Source organism: Enterococcus sp. LJL51 (assembly GCF_054871795.1).
Genome location: NZ_JBTXLW010000003.1, coordinates 189216 through 203701, shown reverse-complemented (window position 1 = coordinate 203701; position 14486 = coordinate 189216). Strand labels below are relative to the sequence as shown.

Sequence of the window (14486 nt, the reverse complement as noted above, 5' to 3'; positions counted from 1 at the left end):
AGGACTCGATTTTTTTCCAAAGAGTCTGCTTCTGAAATACTGTTTTAGGGGATGGCGACATGCAACTGTCACATCCTCTGTTTCTTATTTATAGCAGTGGACAATTTAAAATAATGCCCGCTGGTTATTTTCTGGGTAACACGAATTTTATTTTACGTGTGATGCAAGGCTTTCAAGTATATGAAGCAATCAATAAAAGAATTTACTAATAAAGTGAGGGTACTAATTTGTATAATTTAACAGTTCGAGGCCATGATTTAACAGGAGGGTACTCTATAACAGATTTGCCGGCAAAAATTAAAGAAGCTGGCATAGAAAATGTTCAACTGGCATTAGGTATGTCGTTTCCGAAATTAGCAAGCGGCAAGGAAAACTTATCTCCAGGATTTGGAACATTTATAAAAAATGAATTTATGAAAAGTGGTGTTCAAATTGCCATTTTGAGCTGCTATATCAATATGATTCATCCTAATCAAGATACAAGGGAGGAGCTTCTGCAGAAATTTGAAGCTTACGTACAGTATGCAAAATACTTTGGTGCTTCTATGGTAGCTTCTGAAACTGGGAATGTCTTACCAGAAATTGTCTTTACGGAACAGAATTTTACAGAAGAAGCTTTTGAATTAGCCGTTGAATCGATTCAGCGGCTGGTGAAGTGTGGAGAAAAGTACGGTATTTTAGTAGGAATCGAGCCGGGTTTAAACCATCCGATTTACTCTGTTGAGCGTATGAATCAGCTGATACAACGAATTGATTCTGATTATTTGGGTGTTGTTTTGGATGCGACCAATTTGATTACCGCTGCAAACTATCAGCAGCAAACCACTATTTTAAAACAGGCATTTGAGCTGTTTGGTGAAAAAATTGCTGCAATTCACCTGAAAGATTTTGTTATTGAAGCTGGAAAGGTTATTCCAGCAGCTGTAGGAGAAGGCTTGATGGACATCGAAGGGATGTTGGAGATTATTAATACTCATAAACCTTTGATAAATATTGTTTTGGAAGAAACAAAAAATGAGAAAATCAGTAGAGCTAGAGAATTAATAGCCAAATTTAAATAAATTACAGTGTAATCAAGTAATAAAGTCTCTTCAAAAATATCTAGGGACTAGATCAGATAAACGTTTTTAATAGTAGTCGATTTATTTTGGCAAAAAAGAAAGTTCATAGAGAAGTCTAATGTAAAAAATTATAGCTCAGCATTAGACGAACGAACTTCCGACCCAGGACATACTCATGAAGGAAAAAGAAAGTGAGAAAATTGAAAGAATCTGTTTTCCTGTTGGTAGTAATGAACTAGACTGAAACTATCAATTCAATGTAGAAGGGCACTTTTTTCATGAAGGTCCTCTTTGTTTTTCATCTCAAGTCACTGATTCTCGTCAAGCACGCAAGGTGGTTCATTCATTATCAGCTAGTGTGATGATTGTTTTTTTGCTACTTGGTAAATTGTAACGAATGGGAAGAAAGTCATTTTTTCGCTTTGCGTAATAAAACGATTTTGAAACACTTTATTAGTTTGGAAAATGGTGTTCCTTCAAAAGACACCATTTGTCGAGTCATGGGAATGATTTATCTCTATCGAGTACAGGATTGTCTCCAATAGGAAGGAGCCAGTAAAGAATTGAAGCAGCTGTAGAAGCAATAGGGAATTACTCGCTGTTAGTATAAGGAATACAGCGAGTTTGACGCTATTTAGGAATGGAATAGGCACGATTTTAGCTGAGTCGCTTCCGGCTAGCTGTTTCAATTCATTAGTGCGGTCTCCGGATTTCTGTTTTGCCCTTGACTAAGTATCTATAATCAAGAGAGTTAGTTTCATACTTTTGTCGTACTTCCAACTGGAACCTCGTTTACTTTAAAAATAGCCTATGCTATATTAATTTTATAAAGAGGTTCTTGTTATCGAGTTGGAGGAGTAAAAATGAAAAAGAAAAATAGTGTGGGAAAAAGAAAAAAAGATGAAACCGGCAATTTTTTTTTCGGAATTATTCTTTTAGGGATTGGTTTGTTTATGCTGTTTAACCGAGTCTATGTAAGTTCTTCTTGGTATAGCACGAACTTTTTCAGATTTGGCCGGTATGGTTTTTCTAACGGATTGGTAGTTATTCCGCTAATTGCCGGGATTGTTTTGTTTTTCTATAATATGAAATCGGTGATAGCTAAGCTATTGATGGGTTTAGGTGTTGTTCTAATCGTCTTTAGTATTATTACTAGCGTGCATATTCGCTTAATGGCAACACCGCTTTATGTTTATATCTTGATTATGGTATTGATAGGTGCTGGTGGAGGAATGACCTTAAAGGCTTTAATGAATGAAAGAAAATAAGTGTATTAGTTTGAATAACTGTTTTACATCAAAGCTGCTTGTAAGACTAAAAATTAAATAACAGCGTAGAGCTTAAAACAAAAATCCGATTTTGTTTTAAGCTCTTTTTTGATTAAAAGAAACGATATGAGTCATCTAGGTGGCTGATTGAAAGTAACTGATTCTTTCTACCTTGTCAGTGTGACTGGAAAGATACCTTCCTCTAATACTGCGAAAAATAAGAACCTTAAATAATAGAGAAACTGGTAAAGCATTTAACGCTAGCCGATTTTTCTGTAGCTACTGGGGGAAAGACCAGTTCTTTTTTTAAACAAACGACTGAAATAAGCAAAGTTTTCCAAGCCAACTTCCATTGCAATTTCTTTGATGGACTGCTTGGAATAGCGAAGTAAATCTTTCGCATAAGAGATTTTCTTATTAATCTGATAGCTAATAGGCGGTTGGCCAATATAGCGGGAAAAATCTTTGTTCAACTGGTATTTGTTGACATGAAATAGCTTTTCCAGCTGTTCCATGGAAATGAACTCTTTAAAATACTGATCCAGAAAATCCTTCATAGCAAGTACGTGATCAGGAATTTCTTCATAGGTAAAATCCAGTTGATTTTTCTGAAGCAAAAGCTCGTTTAACAGCTGATGAAGTAAAACCGAAACCTGATAATCCGTCTGGGCGTGCTGATTTTCTTGTATTAGCAGCATCTGATTGATAATCAAATGAATAGGATTAGTTAGTGTGGTCATTTCTGTGTGAAAAACATTTGTGCCATTTTTCATAAATTCCTGATAGAAGGCCTCTGCATTTCCGCCAAAAAAATGAATCCAATCCATTTCCCAAGGTTCGTCGCTGGTTGTCTGATAGTGCTGATACTCACGGCAGTCGATAAAGAAAACGTCACCCTTTTTCAAAATATAATGTTGATTCTTATAGATTAGTTTTCCTTCCCCAGAATGTGTAAATTTGACTAAAAAAGACGGGAGATTTGCTCGTTCAGTAAAGTAGGGCTGATGAGCCTTAAAGTGACCGATTTCTTGAATATAATAGAAGAGCTCGCGGCTTTTCTGATCAGGTGTATTAATGTATCGAGTAGAGTCAGGGCTCCATGAATGATTCGCATTTTCCCAATAGGACATAGCTAATTTCCCTCCTTTAAATGTATATACCAAGATAGTGCAATTATATATCAAAATTGTGTGATGTAAAAGAATTGATTTGATACTATTATTACTTTGTAAACAAATAAATAAACTATTTTTGCTAAAAATGACATCGCTTTATTTTTATATCAAAAAAGTGTAATAGAAGGTGGAAGAATGAAAGAAGCATATATTGCCGTCGATATTGGTGCTTCCAGCGGTCGGCTGATGAAAAGTAATTATGAGCTAGATGATCGGATTACTTTAGAAGAGGTTCATCGCTTTAAAAATGGCTTTTCCCAAAAAGATGGGCATGATCGCTGGGAAATCAACCGTCTGATAGAGGAAATAATTAACGGGTTGGAAAAAGTCAAACAATCCGGTATAGAGAAATGCTATGTGGGAATTGATACTTGGGCGGTTGATTATTGTTTAATTGATAAGCACGGCTGCTTAAAAGAGGCGCCTATTTCTTATCGGGATGATCGGACGAAAGGCGCTGTACAGGAATTTACCAGACACTATTCCTTAGAAAAGCTTTATGAGAAAACCGGCATTCAGATTCAGCCCTTCAACACTATTTTTCAGCTGCTGGCAGAAGACCAGCAAAAACTGAGGGAGGCACACCAGCTGCTGCTGATTCCTGATTATATAGGCTACGTGTTTACTGGGAAGGCAGTAACAGAAAAGACAAACGCTTCAACCATGCAGCTCTTAAATCCGGAAAGCAAAAATTGGGATGGTGAATTGTTAAAGCTGGTTGGTCTTAGAGAAGAACAGCTGCCCCCATTAGTAGAAGCTGGGACAGTACTGGGTACTCTTTTGCAAGAAAAATTCCCAACAAGGGATTTGCCGGAAGCCACATTTATTACTGTAGCAACACACGACACAGCTTCTGCAGTCATCGGAACTCCAGGCTGCGGGGAAAACTGGGCATATATTAGCAGCGGTACCTGGTCTCTTCTAGGAATCGAGACAACGTTGTTTAATGTTTCCCGACAAGCATTTTTTGAAAACTACACAAATGAATGGGGCGCCCATAACACGATTCGCTTTTTGAAAAATATTATGGGAATGTGGCTGATTCAGGAGGTTGCAAGAATGCAGAAATATCAGTATAGCTATGCGGAGCTTGCCGAGCAGGCTGCTGCGGCTCCTGGATTTCAGCAGTTCATTGATGTGAATGACCCAGTATTTCTAAATCCAGATAATATGATTGAAGCATTACAAAGCTATTGCCGCAATACGAATCAAAAGGTTCCAGAAACAGCCGGCGAATTGGCCAGATGTATCTACGATAATCTAGCCCTTTGCTATGCTGTAGAGCTGGAAAAAATGGAAGGCTTGACTGGAACTGGAGAAAAAATCAATAAGCTTCATATTGTCGGGGGCGGTGCAAATAATCTATTTCTTAATCAGCTGACTGCTAATGCAGCAGGCATTCCAGTTGAAGCAGGCCCTGGCGAAGCAACAGCCATTGGCAATATTCTAATGCAGATGATTGCTACCGGAATTTTTAACAATCTTGAAGAAGCCCGCAAGGTGATTCAAAAATCCTTTGATTTTTCTATTCATCAGCCGGAGCCATTTGATAATCAAATTATTGAAGCATATAAATCTATGATAGAAGGAGCAAAAAAGTAAATGACTGATGTAAAACAACGATACGAAGATGCTAAGAAACGATATGCTGCTGTTGGTGTGGACACGGATGCAGTAATGAAGAAAATGAACGACGTAAAAATTTCCATGCATGTTTGGCAGGGGGATGATGTTAAAGGGTTTCTAAGTGACGAGGAGCTCTCCGGAGGAATATCTGTTACCGGCAACTATCCAGGGGCAGCACGTACACCGGATGAGCTGAGACAGGATTTGGAAAAAGCTTATGGACTGATTCCTGGGAATCATAAACTAAACCTGCATGCGATTTATCTTGATACAGATGAAGCAGTTGATTTAAATGAAATTGAGCCGAAGCATTTTGAAAAATGGGTCTCTTGGGCTAAAGAGCAAAAGCTGGGATTGGACTTTAACCCGACCTTTTTCTCTCATCCAATGTACAAGGATGGATTTACTCTAGCATCACCAGATAAGGAAGTTCGCGATTTTTGGATTGAACATGGAAAACGTTCAAGAAGGGTTGCTGAATATTTTGGAAAAGAGCTGGGACAGGTTTGTGTAAATAATTTCTGGGTTCCTGATGGCTTTAAAGACAACCCTATCGACCGTTTGGCGCCAAGAAGAAGATTGATGGAGTCTCTTGATGAGATTTTTTCAGAAGAGCTAAGCACAGAGTATACGCTGGATGCGGTTGAAAGCAAACTGTTCGGGATTGGTTCAGAAGCCTATACGGTTGGTTCTCATGAATTTTATATGGGCTATGGGTTAACTAGAAACAAGCTTGTCTGTTTGGATGCTGGTCATTTCCATCCAACGGAAGTGATTTCCAATAAACTGTCTTCCTTGTCTCTATTTAGTAAAGGGATTCTTCTACATGTGAGCCGTCCGATTCGCTGGGACAGTGATCATGTGGTCATTATGGACGACGAGTTACAGGAAATCGGTAGAGAGCTGGTTCGCAACGACTTGCTGCCAATAACAAATATTGGCTTGGATTTCTTTGATGCAACGATTAACCGGATAGCAGCTTGGGTGATTGGTACAAGAAATACTCAAAAAGCGATTATGAAGGCAATGCTTGAACCAACCGAAGAGCTGAAGGCTATCGAAAATTCAGGAGATTATACAACTCGTTTAGCGATGATTGAAGAACTAAAGGATTTTCCATTCGCTGATGTCTGGAATTATTACTGTGAAATAAATGGAGTACCTGTAAATTTAGACTGGCTTGCTGAAGTTAAGCAGTATGAAAAAGACGTATTGAGTCAAAGAATGACTGGTAATGGTAAAGAAAGCTGCCGTTTTTCGTAGAAAAAAGCTTATTAATGGAAAATCGAAGGAGAGACAAACAGAATGATGAAAAAAATGGATATGCTACATGCACCTTTTGTGCAGGAAATGACAAAAACTACGGCAAATCTTTACCGCTTAGGCTGGGATGAACGGAACGGAGGAAATATTTCTTATCTGCTAACAGAAGAAGAAATCCTACCCTTTCTTAATCCGGAAAATGTGCTTAGAACAATCCCAATGATTTTTGACGGCAGTAAGCTGGCGGGCAAATATTTTATCGTGACAGGTTCAGGGAAATACTTCAAGAATGTTTGCGATGCTCCTGCTGAAAACTTAGGTGTGGTGCGCGTAAGCAAGGACGGAAGTGCTGTAGAGCTCTTATGGGGTTTAGAGAACAATGCTGTACCAACCAGTGAGCTTCCCAGCCATTTCATGAGCCATATCGCTCGTTTGGAAGTTGATCCTGACAATCGGATTATCATGCACAACCATGCCAGCCATTTGTTGGCTATGAGCTTTACACATGAGCTGGATGAAAAAGCATTTACCCGCACCTTATGGCAAATGTGTACAGAATGCTTAGTTGTTTTCCCGGAAGGCGTTTCTATTATTCCTTGGCTAGTACCTGGAACCAATGAAATCGGTGAAGCAACTGCAGCAAAAATGAAAGAAACGCGCCTTGTTTTATGGCCGCAGCATGGGATTTATGGAGCTGGTAAAGATATGGATGAGGTTTTTGGATTGATTGAAACAGCGGAAAAAGCAGCGGAAATCTATACGTACGTCTGCGCGCAAGGTGGAGTGAGACAGACAATTACCGATGAAAATCTCTGGGCGTTAGCTGATGCCTTTGGTGTAGAACCAAAAGCAGGTTATTTGAAAGAAAAATAGGAGTGCTTAGATGATTAAAAAAGCAGTGAAAATGAAAGTATATCCTGATAAGCATGAAGAATATAAGCAACGGCACGATGAGCTATGGCCGGAAATGAAACAAATGCTTAAAGAATACGGCGCAGTGAGCTATTCAATCTTTTTGGATTCGGAAACAAGTACACTTTTTGCTTATCTGGAGATAAAAGATGAACTGCTGTGGGGAAAAACAGCAGCAACAGCTATTAACCGCAAATGGTGGGATTACATGGCAGATATTATGGAAACCAATCCAGATAACTCGCCAGTTGCAGAGGACCTGTTGCCAGTATTTGAATTATAATGGAATAGATTGAAGAAAAAGAGGATTCTGTTTCAGCTTCTTTTTCTTCAAGGATTTTTTGCAGCGGAAGGCATGGTAAGGGTAATTGGGAAACGTTTACTTTTGCGCAGAAATGAAGAGCTGCGGCTTGGAACCGTCTCTCTTTTAGATAAACTTGTGAAAAATAACACATGAGGAGGAAATAGGAAATGGCAAACAGAATGGTATTAAACGAAACATCGTATTTTGGAAAAGGGGCAATTGCAGAAGTGCCGGGAGAATTCCAAAAAAGAGGCTTTAAAAAAGCGGTTGTGATTACCGACAAGGACTTGGTGCAGTTTGAAGTTGCAACAAAGGTTACGGCTCTGTTGGATGAAGCAAGTATTAGCTATAGTGTCTATGACGGAATTGTTCCAAATCCTACAATTCAGAATGTCAAAGATGGCGTAGAGGCAGTCAAGGAGGCCGGAGCAGACTGCATTATTGCGATTGGCGGCGGCTCTCCTATTGATACAGCGAAAGCAATCGGGATTATTGTAAACAATCCAGAGTTCGCTGATGTCCGCAGCTTGGAGGGCGTGGCGGCAACCAAGCAGCCTTGCTTGCCTATCTTAGCCGTGCCAACCACTTCAGGTACTGCAGCGGAAGTAACAATTAACTACGTAATAACAGATGAAGAGAACCATCGTAAGTTTGTTTGTGTCGACCCTCATGATATTCCAATTGTGGCTTTTGTAGACAGTGATATGATGATGGGAATGCCGAAGGCACTGGCTGCCGCTACAGGCATGGACGCCATGACGCATGCGATTGAAGGCTATATTACCAAAGGTGCCTGGGAAATGACGGATATGCTTCATATCAAAGCGATTGAAATCATCGGTCGTTCGCTAAAAGACTCTGTCGCTGGTCATCAGGCTGGACGGGAAGCCATGGCGCTGGGACAATATATTGCCGGTATGGGCTTTTCCAATGTAGGATTGGGACTAGTTCACGGGATGGCCCATCCATTGAGTGCTTGGTATAACATTCCTCATGGTGTGGCCTGCGCTTCTTTATTGCCAACGGTTATGAAATTTAATAAGGATTTTACCGGAGAAAAGTATCGGGATATCGCCCTAGCATTAGGGATTAAAGACGCAGAAACATTGTCCATCGAAGCGGTGCGTGATGCAGCCTGTGAAGGGATTGATCAGTTGAGCAAGGATGTAGGAATCCCAGCTACCATTTCTGAACTGGGCGTGAAAGCTGAAGACATTCCACAGATTGCTGCTGATGCCTTTAAAGATGTCTGTACACCAGGCAATCCAAGAGATGCTTCAGTGGAAGAGATTATTTCTCTTTATCAAAGCCTGATGTAAGATATATGAATGAAGAAAACTCGTTGAACTTCTACTCGATAGAAGATTTCAGCGAGTTTTTTATCTGTCGACCGTCAATACTGTAAAAAGAACGGGGGATCGACAGCAGACGAAAACCTTGATATTATTGACTTCTTGTTAAAAGTGCTCTAAAATCTATAAATAAAGAGCAAAAAAAAGCGAGGTCGACAGAAATGCCCTGTTCAGCTCAGTCATAGCAAGGGCTAAACAAGAGCCGGTTTTAATCTAAACATAGTGTAATGTGAATGAAATTATCGCTCGTTACGGTGGCTATGGAGTAGACGTTTTAATCTAAACATAGTGTAATGTGAATGACGAACCTGAGACGGCTTTCTGAATACCTTCTATCGTTTTAATCTAAACATAGTGTAATGTGAATTTCATCAGCCTGAAATTCATCATATAAAACAAGTTCGAGTTTTAATCTAAACATAGTGTAATGTGAATAGCTTTTCATATTGCTTCTACAGGAAGAAAAGGACCAGTTTTAATCTAAACATAGTGTAATGTGAATAAAATCGCTAAACGCTTCGGTAAATCTGCGATTAAGTTTTAATCTAAACATAGTGTAATGTGAATACGCTCTTCTCGGAGCAGGCACTCGGCTTTATCCCTGTTTTAATCTAAACATAGTGTAATGTGAATGTTGCATGGTATGAACATGATTACACATTATTTTCGGTTTTAATCTAAACATAGTGTAATGTGAATTCGTCAAAATCAATGCCTATCTGCTCGGTTGTTGGTGTTTTAATCTAAACATAGTGTAATGTGAATATCTTTCTTTAGTTCTTTTGCTTTATTCAGCAAGTTGTTTTAATCTAAACATGGTGTAATGTGAATTGCATACATTAAGCATAGAAACGGAACAGAGTCAGGGTTTTAATCTAAACATAGTGTAATGTGAATATTGAACGTGTAGCACTTTGTGTGCCTCCTTCAAAGTTTTAATCTAAACACATTGTTGACATAAACTTGAATTCTTTATGTTTTAAAGAGCCAATATAAGATCTGTTCATTAATACTTGACCTTGAGCGATTTTGCTTGTATTATACTACTTGGGCACCTTTGAGAAGGTCAGAAATTGAACATTATCCGCTCCCTATTCTTTTTGGATAGGGGCGTTTTCTTTTTTTATTTGGTATGTCGGTGAAGATTCGTTAATTTCCTAGCTAGATATGTCTGAATAAAAGCTGTTCAATATCCTCTCCAAAATTATCATAAGAAAAGAAGGGGTTTTTGTAATTATGACAAAATATATTTTTGTTACCGGTGGCGTTGTTTCCTCAATCGGAAAAGGAATTGTAGCTGCCTCTCTCGGACGCTTACTTAAAAATCGCGGTTTAAAGGTGACGATTCAAAAATTTGATCCTTACATTAATGTGGATCCGGGAACAATGAGTCCCTATCAGCATGGAGAAGTATTCGTTACAGATGATGGTGCCGAAACAGATTTGGATTTAGGACATTATGAACGCTTTATTGATATCAATTTAAACAAGTATTCAAATGTTACCACAGGAAAAATTTATTCCGAAGTTCTTAGAAAAGAACGTAAGGGGGAGTATCTAGGGGCAACTGTTCAGGTTATTCCTCATATTACCAATGAAATCAAAGACAAGATTATGCGTGCAGCGAAAATGACCGATTCTGATATCATCATTACAGAAGTCGGCGGAACAGTAGGGGATATTGAGTCTCTGCCGTTTCTGGAAGCTTTGCGTCAGATGAAAGCTGATGTAGGAACAGACAATGTGATGTATATCCATACAACCCTAATTCCTTATCTAAAGGCTGCTGGAGAAATGAAAACCAAGCCGACACAGCATAGTGTGAAAGAACTGCGTGGTCTGGGTATCCAGCCAAATATCTTAGTCGTTAGAACGGAATTACCTGTTTCTCAAGGAACTAAAAATAAATTGGCGCAATTCTGCGATGTAGAACCGGAAGCAGTTATTGAATCAAGAGATGTAGAAACGCTTTACTCAATTCCATTGGCTTTACAAGCACAAAACATGGATCAGATTGTCTGTGACCATTTGAAGATTGATGCTCCTGCTGCAGATATGACCGAATGGCGTGCATTGGAAGAAAAAGTATTAAACCTGAAAAAGAAAACCAAAATTGCTCTTGTTGGAAAATATGTTGAACTACCAGATGCGTATATTTCAGTAGTAGAGTCCTTGAAGCATGCAGGCTTTTCATTTGATTCAGAAATTGAAATTGACTGGGTAGATTCACAAGCAGTAACGGCTGAAAATGTTGGTGAATTACTTAGCGGAGCAGATGGGATTTTGGTTCCAGGAGGCTTTGGTGATCGCGGGATTGAAGGGAAAATTGAAGCAATTCGCTATGCTCGTGAAAGTGATGTACCATTTTTAGGAATCTGTCTTGGTATGCAGATGGCTTGCGTGGAATTTGCCCGTAATGTGGTTGGCTTAGAAGATGCCGGATCAGCAGAAACCAATCCGGATATTACCAATAATATTATTGATTTAATGGCAGATCAGGAAAATGTAGAGAATCTGGGTGGAACTCTCCGCTTAGGACTGTACCCTTGCAAACTAAAAAAAGGCAGCGTCACGGCAGCGGCCTATGACAATCAAGAGGTTGTTCAGGAACGCCATCGTCACCGCTATGAATTTAACAATAAATACCGTCAGATTTTCGAAGAAAATGGTCTAGTCTTTTCTGGTGTATCTCCAGATAACCGTCTGGTTGAAATTGTTGAAATTCCAGAGAAGAAATTCTTTGTGGGCTGTCAGTTCCATCCGGAATTGATTTCCCGTCCGAACCGTCCGCAAAAATTGATTCAGGGATTTGTCGGAGCGGCTCTTAAAAATAGTCAAAGTAATTAGTACTTAAAAATAGAGAAAAGCATCTGAGTTTTTTGGCTCAGATGCTTTTTTATTGATAAAGGGGAATAAGCTATCTAGGTATCCTGTAAAGGCTACACAGAAAAGTATTTTGCCAATGTTTGGCTTTACGAGCAAGCTTACTTCAGCAGTAAGGCGAGTCAGTCTCATGATAAAGAACATCATGTTTCTGACTCGCCTTATTGTTTGAGAGAGCTACTTTTGCGTCTACGGTTCTCACTCTGTTGCAATCCTCGAAGCATACAAAGACTGGAACGCCGTTTATTCGGATTTTAGAGAAATAAGAGTTCAGGCATGTACTTATGTCCCACTCACTTTCCTAATTGTAATCAGCCTGGTGCAGCGGGGTTATCATTCTCGGCATTTTCGCCATCACCGCCGCCAGGAGTAACAGGTGGTGTGACGTCGCTGCTGTCAGTTGTTGGCGGCGTTGGTTCTGACGTTTGAGTTGGTGGTTCTTGTGTCGATGTTTCTGTTGGCGGAACGACAGGTGCTTCTGATGTAGATGTACTTGAAGTAGAATCCGTTGTACTGCTGGATTCACTTGTCGTGCTGCTTTCAGTCGAATAGCTGGAGGTGTATACAGGAGCCTGTTGATTGGTTGCACCTTTAACATAAAGCTCAGCACCAATTCGAACAACATCGTCCGGCATAACCCAGTCATCGTTTGAAACATTCTGAGATAGGTAAGTCATCATTTCACGGTATACATCTGATGCAGTTCCCCAGTATTCTGAATGAATCGGTGTCAAACGGTCGTCGTAGCCGGTCCATACTGAAACAGCATAATGCGTAGTGTAGCCAACAAATGTGCTGTCTGGTGCAATATTTGAATAAATACCAATTTTTTCAAGGTCAGCATCTGTATAGTTGGCTGTTCCAGTTTTGCCAGCTTGAATCAAGCCGTCAATGCCGGCGTTAAATGCTGTTCCGCCGTTAATAACATCCTTAAGCATATCTGTCATCATATAGGCAGTTGATTCTTTCATTGCCCGTTTACTTTCAGGAGCAAATTCTTCTTCAGAATCGTCTTGATAGACCACCTTGTGAATATACGAAGGCTTGTTGTACATTCCGCCATTTGCAAAAGCGGCATAAGCAGAAGCCAGTTTTAAGGAAGAAACGCCATATTCTTTAGCATCTTCGCCCTCGTTCATATTACTGGAAATCGCATTTGCTTCATTTAAGGTCTTGAATTCAATGCCTAGATTTTTAAGAAATTCTCCAGCCTTATCTTTTCCAACTGCGTTAAATGTTTGAACAGCTGTGGTATTTCGTGAACCCATAATCGCCCGTCTCATAGTGAGTGCGCCATAATATTGTAAATCGGCGTTATAAACAGGTGTTTTATCTGTATAAGTCGTTGGCTGATCGTACATAATTTTACCAGTAGAATAATCCAAGTATTCAATCGCTGGTCCATAGTCAATCAATGGTTTCATCGTAGACGCCATGTCTCGCCGATTATTTGTCGCTAGATTTTCCGCTCGCTGAACATCATCAGGGACATTCCGTCGGCCAATCTGAGCGCGTACCTGGCCAGTCTGAACATCAACGACAGTAGAAGCAACCTGCATATTCTCATCTGGGTAAGCAACGTATTCCTCAGTGTTAATGATGTCGAATAATTTCTTTTGCGCCTCCATATCAAGATTTGTGTAGATATCAAGGCCGTCAGTATAAACATTTTTACCAGTTTTTTCTTCTACTTCAGCAATTACTGCTGTAACGTAATTATCAACGATTTTTCTTTCATCGCTTGATTCACTTTGAGGCAGCAGACCATCTTCAATCGGCGCTGCTTTCGCCTGTTCATATTCAGCAGTGCTAATTTTATCATTTTCTTTCATCGTATAAAGAACAACATCGCGCCGTTCTTTCGCTAGATCAGGATGGACATAAGGGTCATAGTCATTAGGTGCTTGGGGCATCCCGGCAAGCATCGCTGTCTGCGGCAGGTTCAGTTCTGACAAAGGTTTGCCAAAATAAGTTTCAGCTGCTGTTTGCATCCCGTAAAGACCGTTTGCCATGTATACCTTGTTGATATAATAGGTAAGAATCTCGTCTTTTGATTTTTCTCTTTCCAGCTTGACGGCCATCCAGGCTTCCTGAGCCTTCCGTTTCAATGTCTGATCAGATTCCTTTGTTGAAAAGAAGGAAAGCTTAATCAGCTGCTGAGTCAAGGTACTACCTCCTTGGAGTCCGCCGGTTTTGAAATTTGAAAAGGCAGAACCAATAATCCGAATAGGATCAACCCCGTTGTGCTTATAAAAGCGCTTGTCCTCTACAGAGACAACTGCGTCTTTCAGCAGCTGAGGCACGTCATTCGGCTGAATCAGCTCCCGCTTTTCAGACCCTAGTTCTTCAAAAACGTTATTATTGATATCATAAAGCTTTGAAGAAACTGTATCGCTTAGCCGGTCGTCATCTAAATCTGGCGCATCCTTTGCGTAGAACCAAAAAAGAATGGCACCGCCTAAAAGTGCTGTAAAGCCTAATGAGACTAAAACAATTAATATTCGAATAAAAATATTTTTCTTTTTTTTCGGCTGGCCGTTTGACCCTGAACCAGTCGGGGCTGAACCAGCTGAGAAATGGGAATGTTTCTGTGAACGTGTCCCTAATTCGCTTGACATATACTACCTACTCCTTTATCTTAA

At 39.8% G+C, this 14486-nt stretch carries 11 protein-coding genes and 1 CRISPR repeat array; of the genes, 9 read left to right on the top strand and 2 right to left on the bottom strand.

The features are described 5' to 3' along the window. Nucleotides 1-227: 227 nt before the first annotated feature. The 3 genes from ACYSNQ_RS04985 to ACYSNQ_RS04975 all read left to right on the top strand — a co-directional run bounded on the left by ACYSNQ_RS04985 (nt 228) and on the right by ACYSNQ_RS04975 (nt 2329). A complete protein-coding gene (locus tag ACYSNQ_RS04985) occupies nt 228-1061 on the top strand; it encodes a sugar phosphate isomerase/epimerase family protein (RefSeq protein ID WP_426081719.1) in 834 nt (277 codons plus the stop codon). A 365-nt stretch (nt 1062-1426) separates the two neighbouring features. Beyond that, nucleotides 1427-1606 (top strand): transposase family protein, encoded by a 180-nt coding sequence (locus tag ACYSNQ_RS04980; protein ID WP_426081718.1) that lies wholly within the window; start codon nt 1427-1429, stop codon nt 1604-1606. Between the two features lie 318 nt (nt 1607-1924). Continuing rightward, complete coding sequence (locus ACYSNQ_RS04975; RefSeq protein ID WP_426081717.1) at nt 1925-2329, top strand: hypothetical protein; 405 nt, start codon at nt 1925-1927, stop codon at nt 2327-2329. 260 nt (nt 2330-2589) lie between these two features. On the opposite strand, the gene ACYSNQ_RS04970 is transcribed toward ACYSNQ_RS04975, so the two are convergent. Next, nucleotides 2590-3459: a helix-turn-helix domain-containing protein gene (locus tag ACYSNQ_RS04970; protein WP_426081716.1), complete on the bottom strand. Its 870-nt coding sequence runs from the start codon at nt 3457-3459 to the stop codon at nt 2590-2592. 180 nt (nt 3460-3639) lie between these two features. Between ACYSNQ_RS04970 and rhaB the strand changes: the two genes are divergently transcribed. The 6 genes from rhaB (at nt 3640) to ACYSNQ_RS04940 (ending at nt 11808) form a co-directional block, all read left to right on the top strand. After that, a complete protein-coding gene (gene rhaB / locus ACYSNQ_RS04965; protein ID WP_426081715.1) occupies nt 3640-5106 on the top strand; it encodes a rhamnulokinase in 1467 nt (488 codons plus the stop codon). Then, on the top strand, nt 5107-6393 hold the full coding sequence (gene rhaA / locus ACYSNQ_RS04960) for an L-rhamnose isomerase (RefSeq protein WP_426081714.1): 1287 nt from the start codon (nt 5107-5109) through the stop codon (nt 6391-6393). A gap of 45 nt (nt 6394-6438) precedes the next feature. Then, nucleotides 6439-7266 carry a rhamnulose-1-phosphate aldolase gene (gene rhaD, locus ACYSNQ_RS04955; protein WP_426081811.1) on the top strand — a complete coding sequence of 276 codons (828 nt, stop codon included), beginning with the start codon at nt 6439-6441 and terminating at the stop codon, nt 7264-7266. A 10-nt stretch (nt 7267-7276) separates the two neighbouring features. Then, nucleotides 7277-7588 carry an L-rhamnose mutarotase gene (gene rhaM, locus ACYSNQ_RS04950; RefSeq protein ID WP_426081713.1) on the top strand — a complete coding sequence of 104 codons (312 nt, stop codon included), beginning with the start codon at nt 7277-7279 and terminating at the stop codon, nt 7586-7588. A gap of 188 nt (nt 7589-7776) precedes the next feature. Beyond that, the gene (gene fucO / locus ACYSNQ_RS04945) at nt 7777-8928 is read left to right on the top strand and encodes a lactaldehyde reductase (RefSeq protein ID WP_426081712.1); all 1152 of its coding nucleotides are present in this window, start codon (nt 7777-7779) and stop codon (nt 8926-8928) included. 238 nt (nt 8929-9166) lie between these two features. Continuing rightward, nucleotides 9167-9858: direct repeats of the CRISPR family, unit length 30 nt; unit sequence GTTTTAATCTAAACATAGTGTAATGTGAAT. Nucleotides 9859-10197: 339 nt separating this feature from the next. Next, nucleotides 10198-11808, top strand: coding sequence for a CTP synthase (locus ACYSNQ_RS04940; RefSeq protein WP_426081711.1), 1611 nt, complete (start codon nt 10198-10200; stop codon nt 11806-11808). A gap of 347 nt (nt 11809-12155) precedes the next feature. Here ACYSNQ_RS04940 and ACYSNQ_RS04935 read toward each other — a convergent pair whose 3' ends face one another. Further along, entirely contained in the window at nt 12156-14462 is a 2307-nt protein-coding gene (locus tag ACYSNQ_RS04935) for a PBP1A family penicillin-binding protein (protein ID WP_426081710.1), read from the bottom strand. Nucleotides 14463-14486 lie beyond the last annotated feature (24 nt).

Coding starts and splice junctions, on each gene's coding strand:
- rhaM (WP_426081713.1), top strand. CDS start 7,277: ATGATTAAAAAAGCAGTGAAAATGAAAGTATATCCTGATAAGCATGAA.
- rhaD (WP_426081811.1), top strand. CDS start 6,439: ATGAAAAAAATGGATATGCTACATGCACCTTTTGTGCAGGAAATGACA.
- rhaA (WP_426081714.1), top strand. CDS start 5,107: ATGACTGATGTAAAACAACGATACGAAGATGCTAAGAAACGATATGCT.
- ACYSNQ_RS04935 (WP_426081710.1), bottom strand. CDS start 14,462: ATGTCAAGCGAATTAGGGACACGTTCACAGAAACATTCCCATTTCTCA.
- fucO (WP_426081712.1), top strand. CDS start 7,777: ATGGCAAACAGAATGGTATTAAACGAAACATCGTATTTTGGAAAAGGG.
- ACYSNQ_RS04975 (WP_426081717.1), top strand. CDS start 1,925: ATGAAAAAGAAAAATAGTGTGGGAAAAAGAAAAAAAGATGAAACCGGC.
- ACYSNQ_RS04970 (WP_426081716.1), bottom strand. CDS start 3,459: ATGTCCTATTGGGAAAATGCGAATCATTCATGGAGCCCTGACTCTACT.
- ACYSNQ_RS04940 (WP_426081711.1), top strand. CDS start 10,198: ATGACAAAATATATTTTTGTTACCGGTGGCGTTGTTTCCTCAATCGGA.
- rhaB (WP_426081715.1), top strand. CDS start 3,640: ATGAAAGAAGCATATATTGCCGTCGATATTGGTGCTTCCAGCGGTCGG.